Consider the following 22,389-nt stretch of genomic DNA (forward strand, 5'->3'; position numbering starts at 1 on the left):
AATTACTTAAATTCTCAAGCGGCCGACGAAGAGTTTATCTATGCGAACGGCAAGCTGTCCGACGCGATGGGCGGTACCGGCTGACACGGTTGCTGTACTTCGCTGCTGTACGGGCAACGCGAGAGGCCCCCAGGATCTCTCCTGGGGGCCTCTCGCCTGCTGTGCACTCGGCAGGATTCGAACCTGCAACCTTCTGATCCGTAGTCAGATGCTCTATCCGTTGAGCTACGAGCGCATCGTTCTTCAGTTGTCACCCGGCCGAAGCCAGGTGTTGCGGAGGCTCCGGGATTTGAACCCGGGATGGGGGTGAACCCAAACCGCATTAGCAGTGCGGCGCCATAGACCAGACTAGGCGAAGCCTCCCGGAGCCCTCGGCTACGACGCATAGATTACACATGCCCCCGACCGGTTAGCAAAACGCCCCCCTCCTTACCGCGTCTCCGCAGGTCAGAGCGGGTCCACGGCAGGAGGGGGCGTTCACCTGGGGTTCAGCTGCCGGACGGGGCGGCGAGGTCCAGGAAAGGTCGGAGGGACTCCGGGTTGCGCAGGGCGTCCAGGCTCACCGCCCGCTCGGGCGGGGTGCCCGCCAGGATCTTCTTGACCGGGACCTCGCACTTCTTGCCGTTCAGGGTCCTGGGGATCTCTTCGACCACGATGAACCTGTTGGGGACGTGGCGGGGCGACAGGTTGGTCCTCAGCTCGGCGCGCAGGGACGGTTCGAGATCTGTGAAGTTCGTCTCCCCGTCGAGCACCAGGAAGCAGAGGAGTTCGCCGTCGGTGCGGCCGGCCCCGGACGTGTCGATCACGAGCGAGTCGAGGACTCCCGGTGTGCTCTCCACCACTCGGTAGAACTCGCTGGTGCCCATGCGGACCCCTCCCCGGTTGAGGGTGGAGTCGCTGCGGCCGTAGATGACCGCCGAGCCCCGGTCCGTGATGCGGATCCAGTCGCCGTGCCGCCAGACGCCCTCGAAGGTCGAGAAGTAGGCGTCGTGGAGCTTGGCGCCGTCCTCGTCGCCCCAGAAGAACACCGGCATGGACGGCATGGGCTTGGTGATCACCAGCTCGCCGACCTCGTCGACGACCGGCTCCCCCGCCTCGGAGTAGGCCTCGACGGCCGCCCCCAGCGCCCGGCAGGACAGCTCGCCCAGCCAGACCGGCACGTCGGGGGCCGCCGCCACGAACGCCGTGCACAGGTCGGTCCCGCCGGAGACCGAGGCGATCTGGACGTCCCGGCCGACCGCGTCCGCGATCCACCGGAAGCCCTCGGGCGTGAGCGGCGCGCCGGTGGAGCCCACGGCCCTCAGGGACGACAGGTCGTGCGCCGCCGCCGGGTTCAGGCCCTCCTTGAGGCACGACTGGATGTAGGGGGCGGACGTGCCGAAGTACGTCACCCGGTGCTCCTCGGCCAACCTCCACAGCACGTCCAGGTCGGGGTGCGCGGGGCTGCCGTCGAACAGCACGACCGTCGAGCCGACCAGCAGGCCGGAGACGAGGTAGTTCCACATCATCCAGCCGGTGGTGGTGAACCAGAAGAACCGGTCCTCCGGGCCCAGGTCGCTGTGCAGGGCCAGCATCTTCAGGTGCTCCAGCACGATGCCGCCGTGCCCCTGGACGATGCCCTTGGGCAGCCCCGTCGTGCCCGACGAGTACAGCACCCACAGCGGGTGGTCGAACGGCACCGGGTCGAAGGCGAGCTCGGCCCCGTCGTGGTCCGCCAGCAGCGAGTCCCAGGTCACCGCGCCGGGCAGCGGGGTGCCGCCCACGTAGTCGACCACCACCGTGGCGCGCAGGGACGGGATCTCCGACCTCAGCCGCTCCACGGTCGGCCGCACGTCGAACGCCCGCCCGTTGTACCGGTAGCCGTCGACCGCGACGAGGACCTTGGGCTCGATCTGGGCGAACCGGTCGGACACCGCCCGGACGCCGAAGTCCGGCGAGCACGACGACCAGGTCGCGCCCAGCGACGCCGCCGCCAGGAACGCGATCAGCGCCTCCGGCGAGTTGGGCACGAGCGCCACCACGCGGTCGCCGACGCCGACCCCGAGCGACGCGAACCCGGCCCGCGCGGCCGCCACGCGCCGCCTCAGCTCGCCGTGGGTCAGCTCGGCGGTCAGGCCGTCCTCGCGGTGGAAGACGACCGCCAGGGCGTCCTCAGGGCCGCGCAGGGCGTGTTCGGCGTAGTTCAGGGTCGCGCCGGGGAACCAGGTCGCGCCGGGCATCGACGCGTCCGGCAGCACGCGGTCGTACCCGCGGTGGAACAGCACCCCGAAGAACTCGGCGACGGCGCCCCAGAACCCCTCCGGGTCGGAGGTGGACCACTGCCGCAGCGACTCGTAGTCGGGCAGGTCGAGGCCGTGGCGCTCGGCCACGGCGGAGCGGAACGCGGTCATCCTGCTCGCCGCGACCCGGTCGGGGTCCGGGCGCCACAGGACTTCCGCCTCGCCGGCGGCGGTGCCGGCACGCATCTCGGTCATACCTGCAGTTCCTAGCCGAAGAACCGCCGCGGAACCACAGGTCGCACCCACACACCGGATCAGTTCCGGCCGGCGACCGCCACCAGTCGCTCGACCGCGGAGATCAGCCGGGGGGCGTCGGTGGGCGCCACCACGAGCCAGCCGTCGTCGCGGCGCACCAGGTAGCGGCCCTCGGCGGTGTCCAGCCACGACACCGCCGCGCCGGTCGGGTGCAGGTAGCCGGCCCGGTTGCGGGCGATCACGCCGACCTGGCCGCCGCCGCTGCGCGTGGTCACGGCGCGCATCAGGGTGTTCGCCTCCGGCTCGCGCAGGCCGACGCCGCGCAGCACGTCCAGGAAGCCCTCCGAGCCGTCGACCTCGCCCGCGCGGCCCGCGGCCAGGTAGTCGTCCCACCGCACGTTCACCGACCGGCCGCCGCCGGGCGGGGCGGGCGGCAGGGTGTTGACCGTGGTCGCGGCGAGCGCGGTCGGCCGGAAGCCGGTGACCTGCACCTGGTCGCCGAGCCGCCCCGCGAACGCGCCGTGCCACGCGGCGGTGGCCAGGCCGCGCGCCCGGGCGCCGCGCAGGGTGAAGAAGACCTCCAGGCCCACCTCGAACTCGGCCAGGCCGCGCAGCAGCCCGTACAGGTCGCCGTCCGGCCGCCGCACGGTGCCCAGGCCCCGCGCCGCCAGGTCGCGGGACGCCCTCTCGACGAGCCGCTCGCGCTCCGCCCGCGTGTGCCCGAAGTGCCTGGCGCCGAGCGGCACCGGGTGGGCGTCGCCGTGGACGGACCACCAGAGCAGGAAGAACTCCAGTTCGCTGAGCCGGAAGACGCGCTCGGTCACAGTCCGATCACCGGTGGTGCGGCCTTGCGGTCTGCGGCGAACACGTTGTCGTCGTCTTCGAGGTAGCCGGGGCGGTTGCGGTCGCGGTCGTCGTTCGCGCCCGCGACGGGCGGCGGCGCGGCGATCGGCGCGGCGCCGATCATGCCCGCCTGCGGCGTCACCGACTTCGGCGCCTGGAACTGGCTGGTCACGCTGCCCGGGTTGGCGGGGCCGCCGCGGTCGCCGAGCGCGCCGCTGACCACACCGGGGCTGCCCAGGGCCGTGCCACCGCCGCCACCGCCACCACCCGCGACCACGGGCGTGGGCACGCCGCCGCGACCGCCGTAGCCGCCCCGGCCGCCCGCGAAGCCGCCGCGGCCGAACTGCTGCTGCGCGGGCGCGCCGGCGGGCCGCTGGTTGGCCTGCTGTTGTTGCTGCTGCTGGGACGCGGGGGTGTTGTTCACCACGACCGGGTTGCCGTCCGCGCCCGTCGTCGGCGCCGTCGTCGGCGGGATCGTCGTCACCGCGGGCGGCGTGGGCGGCGCGACCGGGTTGGTCGGCGGGCTGAACGAGGGCACGGTCCGGTCGACCGCGTAGGAGTTCTGCTGGAACATCGCCATGACCTCGGCGGCCTGGCGGTGCGTCGCGTCGGCGACCACCACGGCGCCGATCGTGGGCGCGGCGATGCTGTCGACGTCGGCGAAGGCGTTGGGGCGCGGCGCGGTCGTGCCCGAGTGGCCGGTCGTGGCGCCGTGCACCGGCTGGACCGCGTCCGGCCGGGCCGGCACGTCGTAGGCCAGGCCGCCGCCGGAGACCAGCGGGGACCTGGGCGTGGCGGCGATCGGCGCGGGCCCGGCCGCCGCCTCGCCGACCGGGTTGACCACCGGCGGCGCGGGCGCGGGCGGCGGCATCATCTCGCGCGCCGTCTGCACGTGCTCGATCTCGGTGGCGATGCACTTGGCCACGTTCTCGGCGTGCTCGCTCGTGTTGAGCGCCCACTTCTCCACCGACTCCAGGGCCTCGCGGGCGCGGTCGGCCGTGCCGCCCTCCCACGCCTGGGCGGAGCGGTTGATCGCGGTGGCCAGCAGGTCCCGAACCTCGCCGAGCGCCTGGCCCACGGCGGTCCAGTCGGCCTGGGCGGTGCCGGCGGCCCTGAGGTCGACGCCGGTGTTGATCATGTCCCACAGCTGCTGGTGGGAGTAGGTCATCCAGTCGACCGGCTGGCCGAGGTCGCTGGGCTTGTCGTGGCCGCCGTTGCCTTGGCCGCCCTGCCCGCCGTTGTGGTGACCGCCGCCGTGGTGGCCACCGTGACCGCCGTTGTGGCCACCGCCGTGGTGGCCACCGTGACCGCCGTTGTGGCGGCCCCCGTGGTTGTTGTCGCCCATCAGCCCTTGGCCTCCCCAGCGGAACCGAAGGTGTCGGCCGCGTCGTCGTCGGCTTCCTGGAGGTTGCGCGCGGCCCTGCGGATCGTCTCCTCGACCTCGAACAGGACCTGCATGAAGTCGCCGATCACGTTGACCGCCGACGACTCGTCGCCGACCGCGACCTCGCGCAGCCTGCGGCTGATCGCCTCGCTGACCCAGTTGTTGCCGAACTTCAGCTCGATGTCGAGGTCGCTGGCCGCCTTGGCGTGCACGCTGTCGACGAGGCCGCGCGCCTGCGAGACCAGCTTGAGCAGGTCCTCGATGCCCTGCCGGTCGAGGTCCAGCTGAACGGCCTGCTTGTCCACCGCGTCCAGCGCGGTGTTGGCCTTGTCCAGGTCGGTCTTCGCCGCCTCGGCGAAGCTGTCCGCGGGCACGGGGGCGGCCGGGTCCGCCGTCGCGGGGGCGGAGGCCCCGGGTGCGGAGGTCACCGGCTCGGAGGTCGCCGGGCCCGAGGTCGCCGGGCCGGGGGCCGCCGGGCCAGAAGTGGCCGGTTCGGGGGCCGCCGGGCCAGAAGTGGCCGGTTCGGGGGCCGCCGGACCCGAGGTCACCGGGCCTGAAGTCGCCGGCGCGGGGGCCGCCGGGCCAGAGGTCGCCGGTTCGGCCGGCGCGGGTCCGGGGGTGGTCGGTTCGGCGGCGGTCGGCGTCGTGGCCGGCGCGGTGGTCGGCCCGGCCGCGGGCATGACCACCGTGGGCTCGGGCGCCGCCGGGGTGCCGGCCGCGGGCTCGGTCACCGCGGGCACGGGCTCGGCCGGGGTGCTCGTCGCGGGCGCGGTCGAACCCGGTGCGGGCGCGAACGGCGCGGACAGGGTCACCGTCGTCGCACCGGTCGGGTCGGGCGTCGAGGCGGGTGGTGGTGCGACAGGTGGCGGCACGGCGGCGGGCTGCCCCGCCGCGGACGGCGTGAAACCAGCCGGTACCTGCACCGTCGGTGCTCCCGCCATCAGAGGAACCGTGTTCCCGTCGCTCATCACTTACCCCCTGCACTGCGATTCGCAGCAGCCGCTCCGCGCGTTAGCCGGCCGCGACCGAATCAGGCGTTCCGGACGCTCCCCTTAGATGTACCGGGAAGCCCGTTCGGTTCCAAGCCGCCGACAAGAGGCTTAGCGCAGGTGCGAGTCGAACCAGTTCAGGGCCCGCTGCCAGGCCTCCGGGTCGACGTCCGGGTCGGCGCCGGGGCGGTTCGGGGTGCGCGCGAACCCGACCACGTCGGTGGCCACCGGCGCGGCGGCCGCCGCGTCGCGCAGCTTCTCCACGTCGCCGACCGGGATGTCGGGGTCGTCGTCGCCGTAGAGCCCCAGCCACGGGCAGGTCAGCTCCTCCGCGACCGCCACCAGCGACGGCAGCCCCTCGGCCAGCGGTTCCACGATCCCGCCGCCACCCACGGTGACCGCCGCGCCGATGGTTCGGCTTCCCGCAACCACCATCGCGACCGTCCCGCCGAGGTCGAAGCCCATGACACCAACGCGGTCCCGCCCGACGCCGCGCTGCTCCAACCAGACGAACGCCACGTCCGTGTCGGCCAGCACGTCCTCGCCCGACAGGCCGCTCACCACCGCGGGCGCCTCCTCGCCGGACACCTCGTCGTACAGGTGCGGCGCCACCGCGAGCCACCCCTCGGCGGCGAGCCCGCCCACCAGACCGCGGACGGTGTCGGTCACGCCGCGCGCCTCGTGGAGCACGACCAGGCCGCCGCGGACGGCGTTCTCCGGCTCGGCGACGGTCAGCGTCAGCTCACGGCCGTCGGTGAGGGAGATCGTCTCGGTGCGGGTAGGTGTCATGCGCCAACCCTTCCACGAGGGGGTGAACGGCAGTCAACGTGAGCAACCAGACGACAGGTGTGCCCGTTCGGCTCAACCACGGGATAACGTCCAGGTCAGAATCCCGAAGGGAGCCCTTGGATGACCGTGCGAACCCGTGCCGACCTCGGTGCCCTGCCCAGCTACGTGCCCGGCAGGACCGTGCCCGGCGCCGTCAAGCTGGCCAGCAACGAGGTGTCGGCCGGACCGCTGCCCAGCGTGGTGCGGGCGATCGCGGACGCGGCCACCGCCGTGAACCGCTACCCCGACACCGCCGCCACCGACCTCGTGGCGCGCCTGGGTGACAAGCTGGGTGTGCCCGCCGGCCAGGTCGCCGTCGGCTGCGGCTCGGTGACGCTGTGCCAGCAGCTCGTGCAGGCGACCTGCACCGAGGCCGACGAGGTGGTGTTCCCGTGGCGCTCGTTCGAGGCGTACCCGATCATCACCGCGGTGGTCGGGGCGCGACAGGCCAAGGTGCCGCTGACCGCGGGCCACGGCCTCGACCTCGACGCGATGGCGGGCGCGATCACCGACCGGACGCGGCTGGTGTTCGTGTGCAACCCGAACAACCCCACCGGCACCGCGCTCACGACCGCCGAGCTGGAGCGGTTCGTCGACCGCGTGCCCTCCGACGTGCTGGTCGTGGTCGACGAGGCCTACAAGGAGTTCGTCGACGACCCCGACGTGCCGGACGGCGTGGAGTTCGCCAAGGCCCAGTGGGCGGCCGGGCGGGACAACGTGGCCGTGCTGCGCACCTTCTCCAAGGCATACGGGCTGGCCGGGCTGCGCGTCGGCTACGCCGTGGCCTCGCCCGAGGTGGCCGAGACGCTGCGCAAGGTCTACGTGCCGTTCAGCGTGAACGCGCTGGCGCAGGTCGCGGCGCTGGCCTCGCTGGACGCCGAGGACGAGCTGATGGCGCGCTGCCGCGGGATCGTGGCCGAGCGGGCGCGGGTGCGGTCGGAGCTGCTGGCCGCCGGGTTCGAGGTGCCGGAGTCGCAGGCGAACTTCGTGTGGCTGCCGCTGGGTGAGCGGACCGCGGCGTTCAACGAGCACTGCCTGGCGCACAAGGTGGTCGTGCGGGCGTTCGCCGGCGACGGCGCGCGCGTGACGATCGGCGAGGTCGAGGAGAACGAGGCGTTCCTGGCGGCGGCCCGGTCCTTCACCGGGTGAGCAGCTGGACGATGGCCACGACTCCCACCACCACGATGACCGCGCGCAGCGCGACCGGTGGGAGTCGGCGGCCGACCTTGGCGCCGATCTGGCCGCCGATCACCGAGCCGACGGCGAGCAGCAGCACGGCGAGCCACGCCACGTCCGCGATGAAGATGAACAGCACGCCCGCGACCAGGTTCACGAACGCGGTCAGCACGTTCTTCAGGGCGTTCATCCGCTGGATGTGCTCGTCCATCAGCACGCCCATCAGGCCCATCACCAGCACGCCCTGGGCCGCGCCGAAGTAGCCCCCGTACACGCCCGCGAGGAAGACGCCGACCCACAGCGCGAGGCCGCCGTGCTCGTGGCGCTCGCGCTCGGCCAGCTTGCGGTTGAGCCACGGCTGGAACACCACCAGCACCAGCGCGATCGCGATCAGCACCGGGACGATCGCGGAGAACGCGTCCTCCGGCAGCACCACCAGCAGGATCGCGCCGAGCACGCCGCCGAGCACCGAGGCGGGCAGCAGCCGCTTGACCCGACCCGCCTGCCCGGACAGCTCGCGCCGGTAACCCCACGCGCCGCTGAGCGAGCCGGGCACCAGGCCGAGGCTGTTGGAGACGTTCGCGACCACGGGCGGGTAGCCGACCGCGAGCAGCACCGGGAACGTCACCAGGGTGCCGGAGCCGACCACCGTGTTGATGCCGCCGGCGAAGACACCGGCCAGGACGACGAGGACCGCCTCCAGCGTCGTCACGGCTGCTCCCCCTGTCGTGCGGTTGGTCCGATCAGCGGACGTTAACACCGCGTCGGGTGAAGCGTGGTGTGGCACTTCCTACACCGGGTGCCGCCGGCGCGTGCCTCGCGAGGGGGTGGACCCGGCGGTCAGCCGAGGTCGTTGGTGTCGAAGGTGTTGCAGCGCGCCGGGTCGCCGGTCTGGTAGCCGGTGGTGTACCACTTCTGGCGCTGCGCCGACGAGCCGTGGGTGAACTGGGTCGTGTCGACCCGGCCGCCGCCCAGCTCGCTCTGGATGTAGTCGTCGCCGATGCGGGCCGCCGCGTCGAGCGCCGCGTTCACGTCGTCCTGCGTCACGCCCGTGATCAGCGGCTTGCCGGACCCGGTGGGCACGTTCTGCGCGTGGTTGGCCCAGGCGCCCGCGTAGCAGTCGGCCTGCAGCTCCAGCCGCACGGAGCCGGACGTGGGACCGGACTCCTGGCCCACCCGGTCCGAGGTGCCGAGCAGGTTCTGCACGTGGTGGCCGTACTCGTGGGCGAGGATGTACGCCTCGACGAACGGGCCGCCGGCCGCGCCGAACTTCTGCTCCAGCTCCTGGTAGAAGGACAGGTCGATGTAGACCTGCCCGTCCGCGGGGCAGTAGAACGGCCCCACCGCGGAGCTGGCGTTGCCGCAGCGGGTCTGCACGCCGCCGGAGAAGAAGTTGGTCTGGGCGCGCTCGTAGGTGCGGCCCGACCGGGCGAACTGGTCGCTCCAGAACGCCTGGATGGAGTTGATGAACGCGACCGCCCGGCAGTCGGTCTCGCGGTTGGCGTCCGCGCCGGTCCGGCACTTCTCCGCGATGGCCTGGGAGCCGACCTGCTGGTCCCGGCCCACGTCGCCGAAGCCCGAGCCGGAGGGAAGCTGCCCGGTGCCGCCGATCTGGGACAGGACGAAGTAGATGATCAGGCCGACGATGCCCAGCCCGCCGCCGCCGAGGGCGACCCGGCCCCCGACCCCGCGCTGGTCCGTGACCTGCGACGTGTCGAGTTCGGCGTTCTCGTTGAACTGCACCGCGTCCTCCCAGCAAGGCCGATCGGGCTCGGCACGTCGAAGCCCGGGTGCGGAGCCCGACGTCGGGGCACCGCACCCGGGTTTTCCAGTTGTGGAGGTGGCGAAACCGTTCCCCACGGGGTCGGCGTGGACCTCGGTCGGCGTCGGCTCGAAGACGACGCCCTGAGGCAACCGGGTCAACAGCGTCAAGCGCGTCGAGGTCACCAGGGGTGCTGCGCGCTCGAAACCCCGTGCTCACCGCTCGCGCTCACGGTCGGGACGGTCTGAGGCCGTGCCGGTCGCGGGGTCGCGGTCGAACGTGGTTCGTCACCGCGTGGTCTTGTCCGCACCGCACCACCTGTCCCTTCCGGGCGTGCCCCGGTGGTTCGCTCGGGCTTTCCACCGCCGGCAGGTCCTGCTTCGAGGATGCGCCTGATCGGTGCCGCCCGCAACCCGTCGGCAAAGCCCTGAACTGGTGAAATGCGATTCGTGGTGGTTGCGAACGGTGAGCGGCCCGGAGGTCGGGCCGCTCACCGCGGGTGTCACGGCGTGGTGGTGATGCGGCCGAGCGCCGGCGGGGCGACGTTCGGGTTCGCGGTCAGGTACGCGGTGAAGGCGTCGAGGTCGATGCCGCCGCCGGTGATGTCCGTGCCGCCGGTGAAGGTGCTGAAGCCGTCACCGCCGCCCTGGAGGAAGCTGTTGATCGTGACCCGGTAGTTCGCGGCGGGGTCGATCGGCGTGCCGTTCAGGGCGAGGTTCGAGACCTTCGAGCCGATCGGCGCGGACGCCGACCAGGAGTAGGTCAGGCCCCGGGACGGCTGGAGCACGATCTGCCGCTGCGCGCCGTTGACGACCTGCCACTGCTGCTCCAGCGCCGCCTTGATCTGGGCGCCGGTCAGCGTGACCGTCTGGAGGATGTTGCCGAACGGCTGCACGGTGAACGCCTCGCCGTAGGTGACCACGCCGTCGCCCTCGCCGGCCGGCGAGGAGGCGTGGGACAGGTCGGCGCGCACGCCGCCGGGGTTCATCAGCGCGAGCACCGCGCCGTTGCCCTGCGTGGCGGCGAGCTGGGAGTCCGCGATCAGGTTGCCGAGCGGGGACTCGCCCGCCGCGTTCTGCGCCCGGAGGACGTCCTGGGCGATGGTGCCGACCTGGCGGTTGGCGATCGGGCCGGACTTCGCCTTGGCCAGGTCGATGATCGCCTGGACCTCCGGGTCCGGCGTGACGTCCTTGGTGACCACGTGGTTGCGGGCGACCGTGGCGGAGCGGACGACCTCGCGGGTCCGCTTGTCGATCTTCAGGTCGACCACGGACAGCTCGCGGCCGAACGCCAGGCCCTCGATGAACGGGCGCGGGTTGCCGGCCGGGTCGGTGACCGTGCAGTTGTAGTGCTGGTGGCTGTGGCCGGAGAAGACCGCGTCGATCTTCGGGCTGACCTGCTCGGCGATCTTGCGGCCGGGGCCGCCCTCGACCGTGCGGCAGTCGTCGGGGCCGCCGCCCGAGGTGTTGTCGCCCTGGTGGATGAGCAGGACGATCGACTTGACGCCCATCCAGTTCAGCAGGTCGGCGTAGCGGTTGGCGGCGGCGACCTCGTCGCCGAACTTCAGCTCCTTGATGCCGTTCGGGTCGACCAGGATCGGCACGTCCTTCAGCGGCATCCCGATGAAGCCGATCGGCACGCCGTCGCGGAACTCCACCCAGAAGGGCGGCAGCGCGGGCAGGTCCCGCTTGCCCGCCAGCGTCACGTTCGCGCCGAGGATCGGGAAGTCGGCGCCCTCGAAGCGCTCCCGGAACTGGCAGCCGTCGGTCGGGTGGCAGCCGCCGCGCTGCACGCGCAGCAGCTCCCGGTAGCCCTCGTCGAACTCGTGGTTGCCGGCGGCGGTGGTGTCCATGCCGACCCGGTTGAGGACCTCGATGGTCGGCTCGTCGTGGAACAGCGCGGAGATGATCGGCGAGGCGCCGATGAGGTCGCCCTGGCCGACGATCACGGAGTTGCGCACCTGGGCCTGGAGCCGCTTGATGTGGGTGGCGTTGTACGCGGCGCCGCCCGCCTCCACCTGGGTGCCGTCGGACAGCGTCACCCGACCGGACGACCCGGTCGGCGGCTCGATGTTGCCGTGCAGGTCGTTGATGCCGATCAACCGCACGTCCACCGTGCGTGACGGCTTGTTGTCGGCCTGTGCCGGGATCTGCGCGACGGTCACCGCGAGCGCCGCCGCGGCCGTCGCCACGAGCGCGGCGACGCGCCGGTTCAACGAGGTCATGTGGGGGTCCTCCCTGGCCGCGCCCCGGTAGGAGGGCGCGCTACGGCGGAGGAGTTTGCCTCGCCGAGCTGACGCGCACCAGACATGTACGTGGATCGTCCGTTAACGGAGATGTGCGGGCATAGCCTGTGGACGTGACTGAGCAGGAGCCGCGCTGGCTGGACGCCGGGGAGATGCGCGCCTGGCGCAACTACGTGGTCGGGGCGTCGATGTTGGAGGACCGCCTGCACCGGGAGCTGCAGGAGCGGCACGGCGTGTCGCTGGCCGACTACGAGGTGCTGGTGCGGCTGTCCGAACGCCGGGGGCGGCGGATGCGGATGTCGCAGCTGGCGGACGAGGTGGCGTCGTCCAAGAGCAGGGTGTCGCACCAGGTGGCCAGGATGGAGAAGGAAGGCCTCCTGCGGCGGCGCGAGTGCCCCGAGGACGGTCGCGGCGTGTTCGCCGAGCTGACCGACAAGGGCGTGGCGGTGCTGGAGGGCTCCGCGCCCACGCACGTGGAGGGGGTGCGGGAGCACATGATCGACCTGCTGTCGAGGGAGGAGCAGGAGGTGCTGGCGAAGGTCTTCGACCGGGTCATCGCGCACCTGCGGGGGGTCGACGGGTAGCCTGCTGCCGGCACATCGGGAAGCGTGGCAGAGCGGCCGAATGCACCCGCCTTGAAAGCGGGAGACGGGCAACCGTCCGGGGGTTCAAATCCCTCCGCTTCCGCAGGTCGGAGGGGGTGTGACCGTCCCTCGCGGGGTGGTCGCGCCCCTCCGTGGGGCAATGCTCCGGCCGAGGCGCGGGATGACCTGCTCCGGCGTTCGGCGCGAGGGGGTGTCGTGGACCTGGTCAGCCGGTACCTCGACCTGCTCGACGACTACGTGCGCCACCACCCCGCCGAGCGGGTGGGGCAGGCGCACTACAACGCCCTGCGGCTGGAGTGGCCGCACCTCGAGCACGAGATCGTGGGCACCGAGCGGGACTGCTTCGGCGACGACAGGAAGCTCCCCGCGTTCCTCGACTGGGTGGAGCGCGCCTTGACCGCCGAACAGCGGGCCGCCGGGGGTGGGCGGCCCCGCGACACGCGGGGGTAGCGGGGCGTGCCGGGTCGAGGGGTCGCGGTTCGCGAGGACCGGCGGCAGCGCCCCCTCGCGGTGCACGCCGCCAGGAGCAGGACCGGCAGCAGCGGGAGCAGGCGCGGCGCGGGTCCCGGACCACGCGGGGGGGCGGGGCGGCGGTCACCGGTCCAGCTCCTCGATCACCGCCACCGCCGCCTTCTCGGCGTTCGGGCACGGATCCCCGTCATTGCCCTCCGGCAGCCGGAAGACCACGCGGGCGCTCCCCGTCGGGTCGCCCTCGGCGCGGTTGCGCTGGTGCCAGGTCACGTGGCACGTCTTCTCCCCGTCCTTCTTCGCCGGGACGACCTCCGCCTGGCGATCGGCCAGGGTCTCGGTCCGAACGCGCGGGTTGGTGGAGGGGGAAGGTGGGCTGGGCGCGCGGAACTCGACCCACACGCCGCCCCCTGGGCCGACGACGTCGCACTCGTCGATCACGTCGCGCGGCGGGTCGGAGTACCGCTTCGTCCGGGTGGCCTCGCCGCCGCCGATCAGGTCGGTGAACCCGGGCGCCGCCGCGCAGGGGTCGGCCAACGCGCCCTCGGGGTGGAGCGGCAGCTCGCGCAGGGTCGGCTCCAGCTGTCGGACCAGGTCGGGGGTGTTCGGGCAGATGTGCTCCTCCATCCAGGCCTGCGGCGCCTTCAACCCTTCCGGCCCGGCCCCTTTCAGGGTGAACTCGAGGACGTGCTCGTCGGTGAGCTGGACGTCGAAGACCTGGGTCTCCCCGCACTCGCCCACGTGGACCACGAGGCCGTCGCCCAGGTCCACGACCTCCTGACCCTCGCGCGACTCCGGAACCCGCACGCCCGCCACGACCCCGATCCAGGGGTAGTAGCTCCCCCGGGGGTGGCTCATGTACGGGCCGAAGTACGTCTGGCAGCCGTTCAACTCGCTGTCCGGGTCGTGCCTGACCGGGTCGAGGACGGCGCACACGTCGCGGTCCCGGAGGTCGGCCAGCGGGTCCGGCGGCACCTCGACGGCGTCGTCCGGCGCCGTGGGCGCGACCACCGGGGACCGCGAGGACGACGAAGGTGACGAAGGCGACGACGGGGGCGGCGGTTCGGCCGATGAGGTCGGCCCCGCCGAGCACGCCACCACGAGCAGGACCGGCAGCAGCGGGAACAGGCGTCGCATGGTGCCAAGCTACGCACGGAAGCGGAACGGGGCCGGTCCCTTTTCGAGAGGGCCGGCCCCGTCCGCTCAGGTCGTCACGCCACGTCGGCGTGCGAGTGGTGGTGCTCCTCGACGTGCAGCGAACGCGCCGCCGCCGCGCGGGCCTCCGCACGCTTCGACCGCGGCGGGACGCCGTTGACGGCCTCGGTGCTGATCGCGTACGACGCCGTCACCCACGCGAGCGCGTCGGAGTTGCGGTCCAGCGCCTTGCGGTCGACGTTGCCCAGGTTGTCGCCCGGCCCGTGGTAGTTCGGGTCGTAGGCGATGCCCGCCGTGCCGCCCCACTTGGCCGCCTGGGCCTCCGTCTTGACGCCCTCGGCGCCGGTGAACAGGCCGCCGGCCGGGATGCCGTTGGCGATGAACTCGCCGTAGTCCGAGCGGCCGCTGAAGTCCGTGCCCTCGGTCGGGACGCCCTTCTCGACCTCCAGGTACTCGACGAACGCCTGCTCGATCTGCGCCGAGCCGTAGGGGCCCGCGCCCGCGCCGACGCCGTCGGAGTCGTCGCCGTCGTAGACGAAGTACGCCGCGTTCGGCGAGCCGATCATGTCGAAGTTCAGGTACAGGGCGATGTCGAGCTGCTGCTCGAACGTCAGCGACCGCACGTACTTCGCCGAGCCGATCACGCCCAGCTCCTCGGCGCCCCACCAGGCGAACCGCACCGCGTTGTTCACCTTCGGCGAGCCGCCGAGCTGGAGGGCGGTCTCCAGCAGGCCGGCCGAGCCGGTGCCGTTGTCGTTGATGCCCGCGCCGACCTCGACGCTGTCCAGGTGGGCGCCCGCCACGACCACGTTGTCCTTGCGGCCGGTCCGGGTCTGCGCGATGACGTTGCGCGAGACGCGCTCCTCCTCGTGGTAGCGCAGGTCCACCGTGACGGGCTCGCCCGCCCGCGCGGCCAGCGCGGCGCCGTCGGCGCGGGTCACGCCGCCGGTCGGCACGACGCCCGGCGCGCCGAGCGTGACGCCGGCGAGGGTGCCCTCGGCGTTGTTGGAGACGACCACGGCGACCGCGCCCGCCGCGGCGGCGTTGCGGTGCTTGATGTCGAACGTGCAGGCGCCGCGCGGGACGAGGGCGATCGCGCCGGTGAAGTCCTGGCCCGCGAAGTCGGTGGCCTCGCAGCCGGGCGTGGCGTCGCTCGTGGGGATCACGCGGAGCGGGCCGGTGACGCCGCCGACCGGCGTCTGCGGCGAGAACTCCAGCGGGATGTTCTCGTAGGTCGTGGAGCCGACCTTCGCGACGGCCGCGTCGGTGATCTGGACCGGGTAGGTGAACTCCGGCGTCGTGACGTCGAACCCGGCGCCGCGCAGCTTGCCCACGACGTACTCGACGCTGGCGTCGTAGCCCGGCGTGCCCGCCGCGCGCGAGCCGCCCGTGCGGTCGGCGATGCGCTGGAAGGCGATCAGGTGGCGGTTGACGCCGTCCAGGGTGACGCTCTTGGTGAGCTTCTTGGCCAACTGCGGCCCGTCGAGCTTCGCCGGCGCGGCGTTGCCGGCCGGCACGGCGGTCAGGACTAGGGACGCTGACGCGGCGAGGACCGCCGCGCGCCGGATCCCGGTTCTTGCTGACATGAACGAGTCCCCTTCACTCGGATGCCGAACCCTCACAAGCGGCGGGGGCGAAATCAATCCGTCGGTCGGCGGGTTCTCAGCCCGTGAGCAGCGGCAAGCACGGGGTGACGCCGCTCACCGACAGCTCCCAGCCGGGCCGGCGGAACGTCCCCGGGGTCACCAGCAGCCGCGTCTGCGAGGCCCGCTCACCGCGCCGGACCTGCACGAAACCGCCGTCCGGGCGGTAGCCGAGCTTGCGGCTCACGCCCAGCGACGGCAGGTTGTCGTCGAACGCGCTCGACCGCGCCGTGAGCGCCCCGAGGTGGTCGAACGCGAACGCCAGCACGGCCGCCCGCATCTCGGTGCCGAAGCCCTTGCCCTGGTGCGCCAGCCCGAGCCACGACCCGGTCTTGACCTCGCGCAGCACCGCGAAGTCGTCGGCGCCGAGCCCCTGCGAGCCGATGACCTTCCCATCAGCCCTGACCAGGAAGTTCAGCGTCCAGCTCGCCGGGGACAGGGCCGCGCGCACGCCCCAGTGGAACTGGAGGGTGTTGCGCGGGACCAGCTCCGGCGGCGCGTCGGTCCAGGCCACGCCGAACGGGGTCCAGTCGGGCCGGTGCACGCCGCCGAGCGCCAGGTCGGCCAGTTCGAGCAGCCCCTCGTCGTCGTCGGGGCGCAGCTCCAGGCGCGGCGTGCGGAGCACCAGGTCGTGGAACGGCCAGTGGTTCATGCCGGTCGATGGTGGCGACCGGGCGGCGGGCGGGCCAGCGGATTACCGTCGGGTCCATGCGAGCGATCACCACTCGGGAACCCGGCGGGCCGGACGCGCTGACGTGGGCGGAGGTGCCGGACCCCGTACCGGGGCCCGGCGAGGTGCTGGTCGAGGTGGCGGCGACGGCCGTGAACCGGGCCGACCTGCTCCAGCGCCAGGGCCACTACCCGCCGCCGGAGGGCACCACGGACGTGATCGGCCTGGAGTGCTCGGGCACGGTCGCCGCGCTGGGGCCCGGGGTCACCGGCTGGCGGGTGGGCGACGAGGTGTGCGCGCTGCTGGCCGGCGGCGGGTACGCGGAGCTGGTCGCGGTGCCCGCCGCGCAGCTCCTGCCCCTGCCCGGCGGCGTGGACCTGGTGACGGCGGCGTCGCTGCCGGAGGTCGCGTGCACGGTGTGGTCGAACGTGGTGATGCTGGCGCGGCTGTCGGCCGGCGAGACGTTCCTGGTGCACGGCGGCGCGGGCGGCATCGGCACGCACGCGATCCAGGTGGCGAAGGCCCTGGGCGCGCGGGTCGCGGTGACCGCGGGGTCGCCGGAGCGGCTGGCGCGGTGCGCCGAGCTGGGCGCGGACGTCCTGGTGAACTACCGCGAGCAGGACTTCGTCGCCGAGGTCGGGCGGGCGGACGTGGTGCTGGACAACATGGGCGCGGCCTACCTCGACCGGAACGTGGACGTGCTCGCCCCCGACGGGCGGCTGGTGGTCATCGGGATGCAGGGCGGGGTGAAGGCCGAGCTGAACATCGGGAAGCTGCTGGCGAAGCGGGGGACGGTGAGCGGGACCGGGCTGCGCTTCCGGCCGGTGGACGGGCCGAACGGGAAGGGGCGGATCGTCGCGGAGGTGCGGGAGCACCTGTGGCCGATGATCGCGGACGGGCGGGTGGAGCCGGTCGTGGACCGGGTGCTGCCGATCGGGCGGGCCGCGGACGCGCACCGGGCGCTGGAGGGCGGCGACGTGTTCGGGAAGGTGGTGCTGGCGGTCTGAGGGCGGGGGCTGCCCCGCGGGTCAGTCGAGCGCCGTCGCGGTGGCCAGGAACGTGCGCGGGGTGGTGCGGAAGCGCAGGGCGAACTCGTCGGCCCACCGCACCAGCACGGTCTGCTCGCCGGGCCGTTCCGCGTCGTCCACCAGGACCGCCGCGCCGGGCGCCAGCACGCCCCGGAAGACCGGCAGCGCCGGGTAGCGCGCGTCGCCCAGCAGGGGGCCGTCCACGAGGAGCAGGTCCACCAGGCCGTACCGCTCGACGAACGCCGACACCTCGTCGTGCACGAGCCGCGGGTGGTACCACTGCGCGTTGCCCAGGGCCGCCGGGTGGGGCGAGAGCGGCGCGTGGACCACCCGGGCCACGTGGCCGAGGCCTTCGCGCCGCAGCTGGCTCGCCACGAACGCGGCGGTGCGCTCGTCGTGCTCGACGGACAGCAGGTGCCCGAAGCCGCGGCGGGCCAGCAGCCTCGCCAGGACCACCGAGGACGCGCCGCAGCCGCACTCCACCACCACCGTGCGCGAGCCGAGCAGCACCTCGTCGACCACGGCGGCCAGCGCGGCGGGTCGCAGCTCGTGCGCCGTGGTCGGCAGGTACTCCGACATCAGCGGCGCGAGCCGGTGCAGCGCGGCCAGGTCGGCGAGCTCCCGAGACAGCAGGTCGTCCACCCAGCCCCGCCTCTCACCCCAGCTCGGCGACCGCCCGCACGAGCTCGTCCACTTCGACCGCGTTCGTGTAGTGGGCGAGCCCGACGCGGATGGCTCCGCCGACCTCACCCACCCCCAGCACCGAGAACACCCCGTGCTGCCCCGAGTCGGCGAACGCGCACACGCCGCGCTCGGACAGGTGCTCGACGCCGTCGGTGGCCTTCACGCCGGCCACCGTGAACGCCAGGGCGGGCACCCGCCGCATGGCGTCGCCGATCACCATGACGTGACGGAGCGATCGCAGTTCGTTGATGAGATTAGCCAGAAGACCGGCTTGGTATGCCTTCACCGACCCGAGCGACGTGAGGAGCCTCTCCCGCCGGGGGCCCACCGCCGCGTCGTCCAGGCCGGCCAGGTACTCCACCGAGGCGACCAGGCCGGCCAGCAGCGGGTAGGCGTGGGGGCCCAGCTCCAGGCGCTCCGGGCCGCGCGCGCCCGGCTCGACGGCCACCGACGGCAGCAGGTCGAGCATGGACGGGTCGCGGAACACCAGCGCGCCCACGGGCGGGCCGCCCCAGTTGTTCGCCGAGACCGCCACCACGTCCGCGTCCATCGACGTGATGTCCAGCGGCACGAACGGCGCGGCGGAGGAGGCGTCCACGACCACCAGCGCGTCCGTGCGGCGGGCCGCCTCGGCGATCTTGCGCAGGTCGGGGCGGGTGCCGACGGAGCCGGACGCGGCGGTGACGGCGACCAGCTTGCACTTGGGCGTGATGAGCTCGTCGTACTGCCATGCGGGCAGCTCGCACGTCTCGATGTCGACCTCGGCCCACCGCACCACGCTGCCGGTGCGCTGCGCGGCCCGCTGCCACGGCGCGATGTTGGCCGGGTGGTCCAGGCGCGACACGACGACCTCGTCCCCGAGGAACCAGGTGTCGGACAGCGCATCGGACAGCCGTTGCAGCAGCACGGCGGAGCTGGGCCCGAGCACGACCCCGGCGGGATCGGCGCCCACCAGGTCCGCGACGGCCCGCCGAGCCGCGTCGACGATGGCCTCGGCGCGTTGCGAGGCAGGGAAGATGCCACCCGGCCCGGAGACGGGTGCGCGCAGCGCGGTGGAGACGGCCGTGGCCACCTGTTCGGGTACTTGCATCCCCGCAGGAGCGTCCAGATGAACCCAGCCGTCGCCGAGCGCGGGGAACAGGCCGCGGACTCGTGCGACGTCGAACGCCATGCCGCACACCGTACGGAGGAGGTCCGCCGCACCGACAGCAGGGGCTGCGGGTTTGCCACCCGATCTGTGACCCGGTTCGCCCCGAGGGCCCCCATCGAGCCAGGATGGACGGCATGAGCGAGCAGGAGAACGAGCGGCACGTGGTCGTGGTCGGCCCGGACGGGACGCCCGTGGGCGCCGCGCGGGTGCCGGCCGGTGCCGGTGACGACGCGGGCGGCCAGGACGTGACCGACCTGGTCGAGCAGCCGGCGAAGGTCATGCGGATCGGCACGATGATCAAGCAGTTGTTGGAGGAGGTCAGGTCCGCGCCCCTGGACGAGGCCAGCCGGAACCGGCTCAAGGAGATCCACAAGCGGTCGATCGACGAGCTGGAGGACGGCCTGGCGCCGGAGCTGAGGGACGAGCTGGAGCGGCTGTCGCTGCCGTTCACGGAGGAGGGGACCCCGTCGGACGCGGAGCTGCGGGTCGCGCAGGCCCAGCTGGTCGGGTGGCTGGAGGGCCTGTTCCACGGCATCCAGACGGCGCTGTTCGCGCAGCAGATGGCGGCGCGGGTGCAGCTGGAGCAGATGCGGGGCCGGGCGCTGCCCGCCGGGCCCGGTGGAGCGGGCGAGGGCCGGGACGGCCTCAACCCGCGGGGCACCGGCCAGTACCTCTGAGGCCACCGGGTCACCGAGGCCGACGAACCGCAGAGGCCGCAGAGGCCGCTGAGGTCACCGAGGCCGCAGGGGCCGCAGGGGCCACCGGCCGGCCCCTGCCCGCCGGTGACCCCGCCGGTGGCGGGCCCTCGCCGGGCGGAACGGCTCCGGGGCCCGGGCGGCCGGTCCGACCGCCCGGGTCCCGGAGGTGGGCTCGACCGGATGGCCCGGCCGGGAGGCGGCTCAGGGTGCGACCCGGCCGAGGCGGCTCGACGACGTGCCCCGGCCGGCGTGACGAGCCGGCCGGCTCAGCTGAGCGCGCCCCACAGGGACGCCACCCCGCGCAGCCCGCGCGGTCTGCTCCCGTTGCCCTCGACCGCGGGCGCCGGGGGCTCCTCGGCGGGCGGCTCCGGCTCCGGCCGCACCGGCGGCACGTAGATCCGGCGGGCCAGTTCGAGCTTGGTCTCGCGGTACTTGGCCAGCAGCTCGGGCGCGTACCCGCCGGCGGTGGGCGGCTCGGGCACGTCGGTGACGTCGGTCGTCATCGACCAGGACGAGCCGAGGTCGATCAGCGACCGGTGCTTGGTCGCGTAGTAGTCCGGGCGGACGCTCACCGCGACGCCGCTCGCCCCGGCGGCCGCGGCGACCATGTGCAGGTGGAAGCGGGTCGACAGCCACTTCTGGCCGGACCTGACCGGCAGCCCGTCGCGCCAGATGTCGGAGAACGGGAAGAAGCGCACGCCGGGCAGCTCGTGCTCGAGCAGGCCGTAGACCTCGCGGTCCACCCTCGGGATGCCCTCGACGAAACCGATGTTGTCCGCGGTCGCGCCCCAGGACCGCAGGGTGTCCAGGACCAGCGAGGCCAGCGCGGGCCGCGGCACCTCGATCAGGTCGGACTGGATGCACAGCATGAACTCGGGCAGCTCCTCCTCCTTGCTGTGGAGGTGCGTGCCGAGCCCCATGAAGGCGTCGTCGACGGTCTTGCGGACGTTCTCGGTCCCGGCGGCGTCGAGCAGCTCCGCCGACGCGTCGTCGCGGACGTCGAGGACGTCGAACCGCTCGGAGAGCTTGCGCAGCAGCGACGCCGCCTGCGGCGCCGCCGGGTACAGGCCCTGGCCGGTCATCACGGCCCGGCCGCCCGAGCGCCGCACCGCCGCCGCCGCGCCCGCGACGAGCCCGACGTGGCGCGGCCAGATGGCGTTGACGTAACCGCCGCCGATGATGTGCACGATGTCCGCGCGGTGCAGCAGCTCGATGGCCTGCACCCATCGCGGGGCATGACCGGGGAACTCCACCGCGTGCTGAACCCACGACGCGACTTCCCACGGCTCGTCGGAGGGCGCCTCCCAGCACAGCCGCCACAGCGTGTCGACGAACTTCACGCGCGGGTGCAGGTCGCCGAGCAGCACGGTCGCGGGCCCGGGGCTGGCGCAGTCCACCCACACGTCCGCCTCGGGGGCCACCGTGGCCAGGTAGCGCAACCACGTCGCGGTGATCAACTCGTCGCCGTAGTTCGGGAACCCGGAAGTTCCGACGAGGTAGATGGTCGCTCCGGCCCACGGGGAGGAGGACATCCTCGGGGTTTCAGTCACGCGCTGATGGTAGAGACGCGGTGGGATGATCCCAACAAGGTCACGCACTCGGGCTGCGGTGCCTCCCAATGTCGGGATACGCGCTACCGCCGGTAGTCTCACACACCGTGCAACCCACGAGTACGGTCGACCGGCCAGAGGCTCCCCCTGCACCCAACTCGCGCACCTTCGCGCGGGCGTTCGGCGACGTGCGCGACGCATGGCGCCAGCGTGAGCTGTGGGCGCACCTGGGCTGGCAGGACATCAAGCAGCGCTACCGCCGTTCGGTGATCGGTCCGCTGTGGATCACCATTTCGATGGGTACCACGGCGCTCGCGCTCGGCCTGCTGTACTCCCAGCTCTTCGACCAGGACCTGCCCACGTTCCTCCCGTACGTGACCGCGGGCTTCGTCATCTGGCACTTCATCGTGGGCGTCGTCACCGAGGGCACCGAGGTGTTCATCGCCAACGAGGGGCTGATCAAGCACCTGCCCGCGCCGGTCACCGTGCACGTGCTGCGCATGGTGTGGCGCCAGGTGCTGTTCTTCCTGCACAACGTCGTCGTCTACCTCATCGTGATGGCCATCTACTTCCCGGACCTCACGCACCCTTACATGATGGAGGGTGACACCTTCATGCACCCGGGGCTGTCGTGGACGGCCCTGCTGGCGATCCCCGGTTTCGTGCTGATCGCGGTCAACGCCGTGTGGGTGGCGCTGCTGTTCGGCATCATCAGCACCCGGTTCCGCGACATCCCGCCGGTCATCCACAGCTTCATCAACCTCGTCTTCTTCATGACGCCGATCGTGTGGCACGTGGGCGTGCTCAACAAGGTCACCAACGCCGGGCAGGACGGCGACGGCAACTGGCGGGTGCTGATCGCCGAGCTGAACCCCATCTACCACTTCGTGGAGATCGTCCGGGCGCCGATGCTGGGCCACGCCCAGGACTGGCACCACTGGGTCGTGGTGGGCGGGTTCACCGTCGTCGGGTGGACACTGGCGTTGGTCGCCATGCGCAACTACCGTGCCCGCGTCTCCTACTGGGTCTGAGTGAGG

20 protein-coding genes and 3 tRNA genes are annotated in these 22,389 nt (G+C 72.9%); 7 read left to right on the forward strand and 16 right to left on the reverse strand.

The features are described from left to right. Window positions 1-162: 162 nt before the first annotated feature. The 7 genes from ACFV4N_RS00005 to ACFV4N_RS00035 form a co-directional block, all read right to left on the reverse strand. A tRNA-Arg gene (locus ACFV4N_RS00005) sits at window positions 163-235 on the reverse strand. Window positions 236-274: 39 nt separating this feature from the next. Then, window positions 275-363 (reverse strand) — tRNA-Ser (locus ACFV4N_RS00010). A gap of 125 nt (window positions 364-488) precedes the next feature. Further along, window positions 489-2,474: an acetoacetate--CoA ligase gene (locus ACFV4N_RS00015; protein ID WP_499670246.1), complete on the reverse strand. Its 1,986-nt coding sequence runs from the start codon at window positions 2,472-2,474 to the stop codon at window positions 489-491. Between the two features lie 59 nt (window positions 2,475-2,533). Then, the gene (locus ACFV4N_RS00020; RefSeq protein WP_499670247.1) at window positions 2,534-3,298 is read right to left on the reverse strand and encodes an ESX secretion-associated protein EspG; all 765 of its coding nucleotides are present in this window, start codon (window positions 3,296-3,298) and stop codon (window positions 2,534-2,536) included. Then, window positions 3,295-4,662: a PPE domain-containing protein gene (locus tag ACFV4N_RS00025; protein WP_499670248.1), complete on the reverse strand. Its 1,368-nt coding sequence runs from the start codon at window positions 4,660-4,662 to the stop codon at window positions 3,295-3,297. Before ACFV4N_RS00025 ends, ACFV4N_RS00020 begins: the two co-directional genes overlap by 4 nt. After that, window positions 4,662-5,642: a hypothetical protein gene (locus ACFV4N_RS00030; RefSeq protein ID WP_499670249.1), complete on the reverse strand. Its 981-nt coding sequence runs from the start codon at window positions 5,640-5,642 to the stop codon at window positions 4,662-4,664. Before ACFV4N_RS00030 ends, ACFV4N_RS00025 begins: the two co-directional genes overlap by 1 nt. A 159-nt stretch (window positions 5,643-5,801) precedes the next feature. Then, window positions 5,802-6,479 carry a dienelactone hydrolase family protein gene (locus ACFV4N_RS00035; protein WP_499670250.1) on the reverse strand — a complete coding sequence of 226 codons (678 nt, stop codon included), beginning with the start codon at window positions 6,477-6,479 and terminating at the stop codon, window positions 5,802-5,804. Between the two features lie 120 nt (window positions 6,480-6,599). On the opposite strand from ACFV4N_RS00035, the gene hisC reads away from it, so the two are divergent. Further along, window positions 6,600-7,667, forward strand: a complete 1,068-nt coding sequence (gene hisC, locus ACFV4N_RS00040) for a histidinol-phosphate transaminase (protein WP_499670251.1) — start codon at window positions 6,600-6,602, stop codon at window positions 7,665-7,667. Here hisC and ACFV4N_RS00045 read toward each other — a convergent pair. The 3 genes from ACFV4N_RS00045 to ACFV4N_RS00055 form a co-directional block, all read right to left on the reverse strand. Continuing rightward, window positions 7,657-8,406, reverse strand: coding sequence for a sulfite exporter TauE/SafE family protein (locus ACFV4N_RS00045; RefSeq protein WP_499670252.1), 750 nt, complete (start codon window positions 8,404-8,406; stop codon window positions 7,657-7,659). The genes hisC and ACFV4N_RS00045 overlap by 11 nt on opposite strands. Window positions 8,407-8,534: 128 nt before the next feature. After that, entirely contained in the window at window positions 8,535-9,437 is a 903-nt protein-coding gene (gene ypfJ / locus ACFV4N_RS00050; RefSeq protein ID WP_499670253.1) for a KPN_02809 family neutral zinc metallopeptidase, read from the reverse strand. A 521-nt stretch (window positions 9,438-9,958) separates the two neighbouring features. Continuing rightward, complete coding sequence (locus ACFV4N_RS00055; RefSeq protein ID WP_499670254.1) at window positions 9,959-11,680, reverse strand: bifunctional metallophosphatase/5'-nucleotidase; 1,722 nt, start codon at window positions 11,678-11,680, stop codon at window positions 9,959-9,961. A gap of 134 nt (window positions 11,681-11,814) precedes the next feature. Here ACFV4N_RS00055 and ACFV4N_RS00060 point away from each other — a divergent pair, with 134 nt between their 5' ends. From ACFV4N_RS00060 to ACFV4N_RS00070, 3 genes are all read left to right on the forward strand, one after another. Then, on the forward strand, window positions 11,815-12,285 hold the full coding sequence (locus ACFV4N_RS00060) for a MarR family winged helix-turn-helix transcriptional regulator (protein ID WP_499670255.1): 471 nt from the start codon (window positions 11,815-11,817) through the stop codon (window positions 12,283-12,285). 18 nt (window positions 12,286-12,303) lie between these two features. After that, window positions 12,304-12,388, forward strand: a tRNA-Ser gene (locus ACFV4N_RS00065). A 113-nt stretch (window positions 12,389-12,501) separates the two neighbouring features. Continuing rightward, on the forward strand, window positions 12,502-12,756 hold the full coding sequence (locus ACFV4N_RS00070; RefSeq protein ID WP_499670256.1) for a hypothetical protein: 255 nt from the start codon (window positions 12,502-12,504) through the stop codon (window positions 12,754-12,756). A gap of 144 nt (window positions 12,757-12,900) precedes the next feature. On the opposite strand, the gene ACFV4N_RS00075 is transcribed toward ACFV4N_RS00070, so the two are convergent. The 3 genes from ACFV4N_RS00075 to ACFV4N_RS00085 all read right to left on the reverse strand — a co-directional run bounded on the left by ACFV4N_RS00075 (window position 12,901) and on the right by ACFV4N_RS00085 (window position 16,224). Next, window positions 12,901-13,911 (reverse strand): hypothetical protein, encoded by a 1,011-nt coding sequence (locus ACFV4N_RS00075; RefSeq protein ID WP_499670257.1) that lies wholly within the window; start codon window positions 13,909-13,911, stop codon window positions 12,901-12,903. Window positions 13,912-13,985: 74 nt separating this feature from the next. Then, window positions 13,986-15,515 carry a M28 family metallopeptidase gene (locus tag ACFV4N_RS00080; protein WP_499670258.1) on the reverse strand — a complete coding sequence of 510 codons (1,530 nt, stop codon included), beginning with the start codon at window positions 15,513-15,515 and terminating at the stop codon, window positions 13,986-13,988. A 76-nt stretch (window positions 15,516-15,591) separates the two neighbouring features. Continuing rightward, entirely contained in the window at window positions 15,592-16,224 is a 633-nt protein-coding gene (locus ACFV4N_RS00085; protein ID WP_499670259.1) for a GNAT family N-acetyltransferase, read from the reverse strand. A gap of 56 nt (window positions 16,225-16,280) precedes the next feature. Here ACFV4N_RS00085 and ACFV4N_RS00090 point away from each other — a divergent pair, with 56 nt between their 5' ends. Continuing rightward, on the forward strand, window positions 16,281-17,249 hold the full coding sequence (locus tag ACFV4N_RS00090; RefSeq protein WP_499670260.1) for an NAD(P)H-quinone oxidoreductase: 969 nt from the start codon (window positions 16,281-16,283) through the stop codon (window positions 17,247-17,249). 21 nt (window positions 17,250-17,270) lie between these two features. Here the strand turns inward: ACFV4N_RS00090 and ACFV4N_RS00095 are convergent, their stop codons facing one another. After that, on the reverse strand, window positions 17,271-17,912 hold the full coding sequence (locus ACFV4N_RS00095; RefSeq protein ID WP_499670261.1) for a class I SAM-dependent methyltransferase: 642 nt from the start codon (window positions 17,910-17,912) through the stop codon (window positions 17,271-17,273). 13 nt (window positions 17,913-17,925) lie between these two features. Next, window positions 17,926-19,125: a cysteine desulfurase-like protein gene (locus tag ACFV4N_RS00100; protein WP_499670262.1), complete on the reverse strand. Its 1,200-nt coding sequence runs from the start codon at window positions 19,123-19,125 to the stop codon at window positions 17,926-17,928. A 113-nt stretch (window positions 19,126-19,238) separates the two neighbouring features. On the opposite strand from ACFV4N_RS00100, the gene ACFV4N_RS00105 reads away from it, so the two are divergent. Continuing rightward, window positions 19,239-19,781, forward strand: a complete 543-nt coding sequence (locus ACFV4N_RS00105; protein WP_499670263.1) for a bacterial proteasome activator family protein — start codon at window positions 19,239-19,241, stop codon at window positions 19,779-19,781. 287 nt (window positions 19,782-20,068) lie between these two features. On the opposite strand, the gene ACFV4N_RS00110 is transcribed toward ACFV4N_RS00105, so the two are convergent. Next, window positions 20,069-21,352 (reverse strand): polysaccharide pyruvyl transferase family protein, encoded by a 1,284-nt coding sequence (locus ACFV4N_RS00110; RefSeq protein WP_499670264.1) that lies wholly within the window; start codon window positions 21,350-21,352, stop codon window positions 20,069-20,071. A 107-nt stretch (window positions 21,353-21,459) separates the two neighbouring features. Here ACFV4N_RS00110 and wzm point away from each other — a divergent pair, with 107 nt between their 5' ends. Beyond that, window positions 21,460-22,383, forward strand: coding sequence for a galactan export ABC transporter permease subunit Wzm/RfbD (gene wzm / locus ACFV4N_RS00115; RefSeq protein WP_499670265.1), 924 nt, complete (start codon window positions 21,460-21,462; stop codon window positions 22,381-22,383). Window positions 22,384-22,389: the final 6 nt, after the last annotated feature.

Source organism: Actinosynnema sp. NPDC059797 (assembly GCF_042732085.1).
In the GTDB taxonomy this organism is placed as follows: Bacteria; Actinomycetota; Actinomycetes; order Mycobacteriales; family Pseudonocardiaceae; genus Actinosynnema.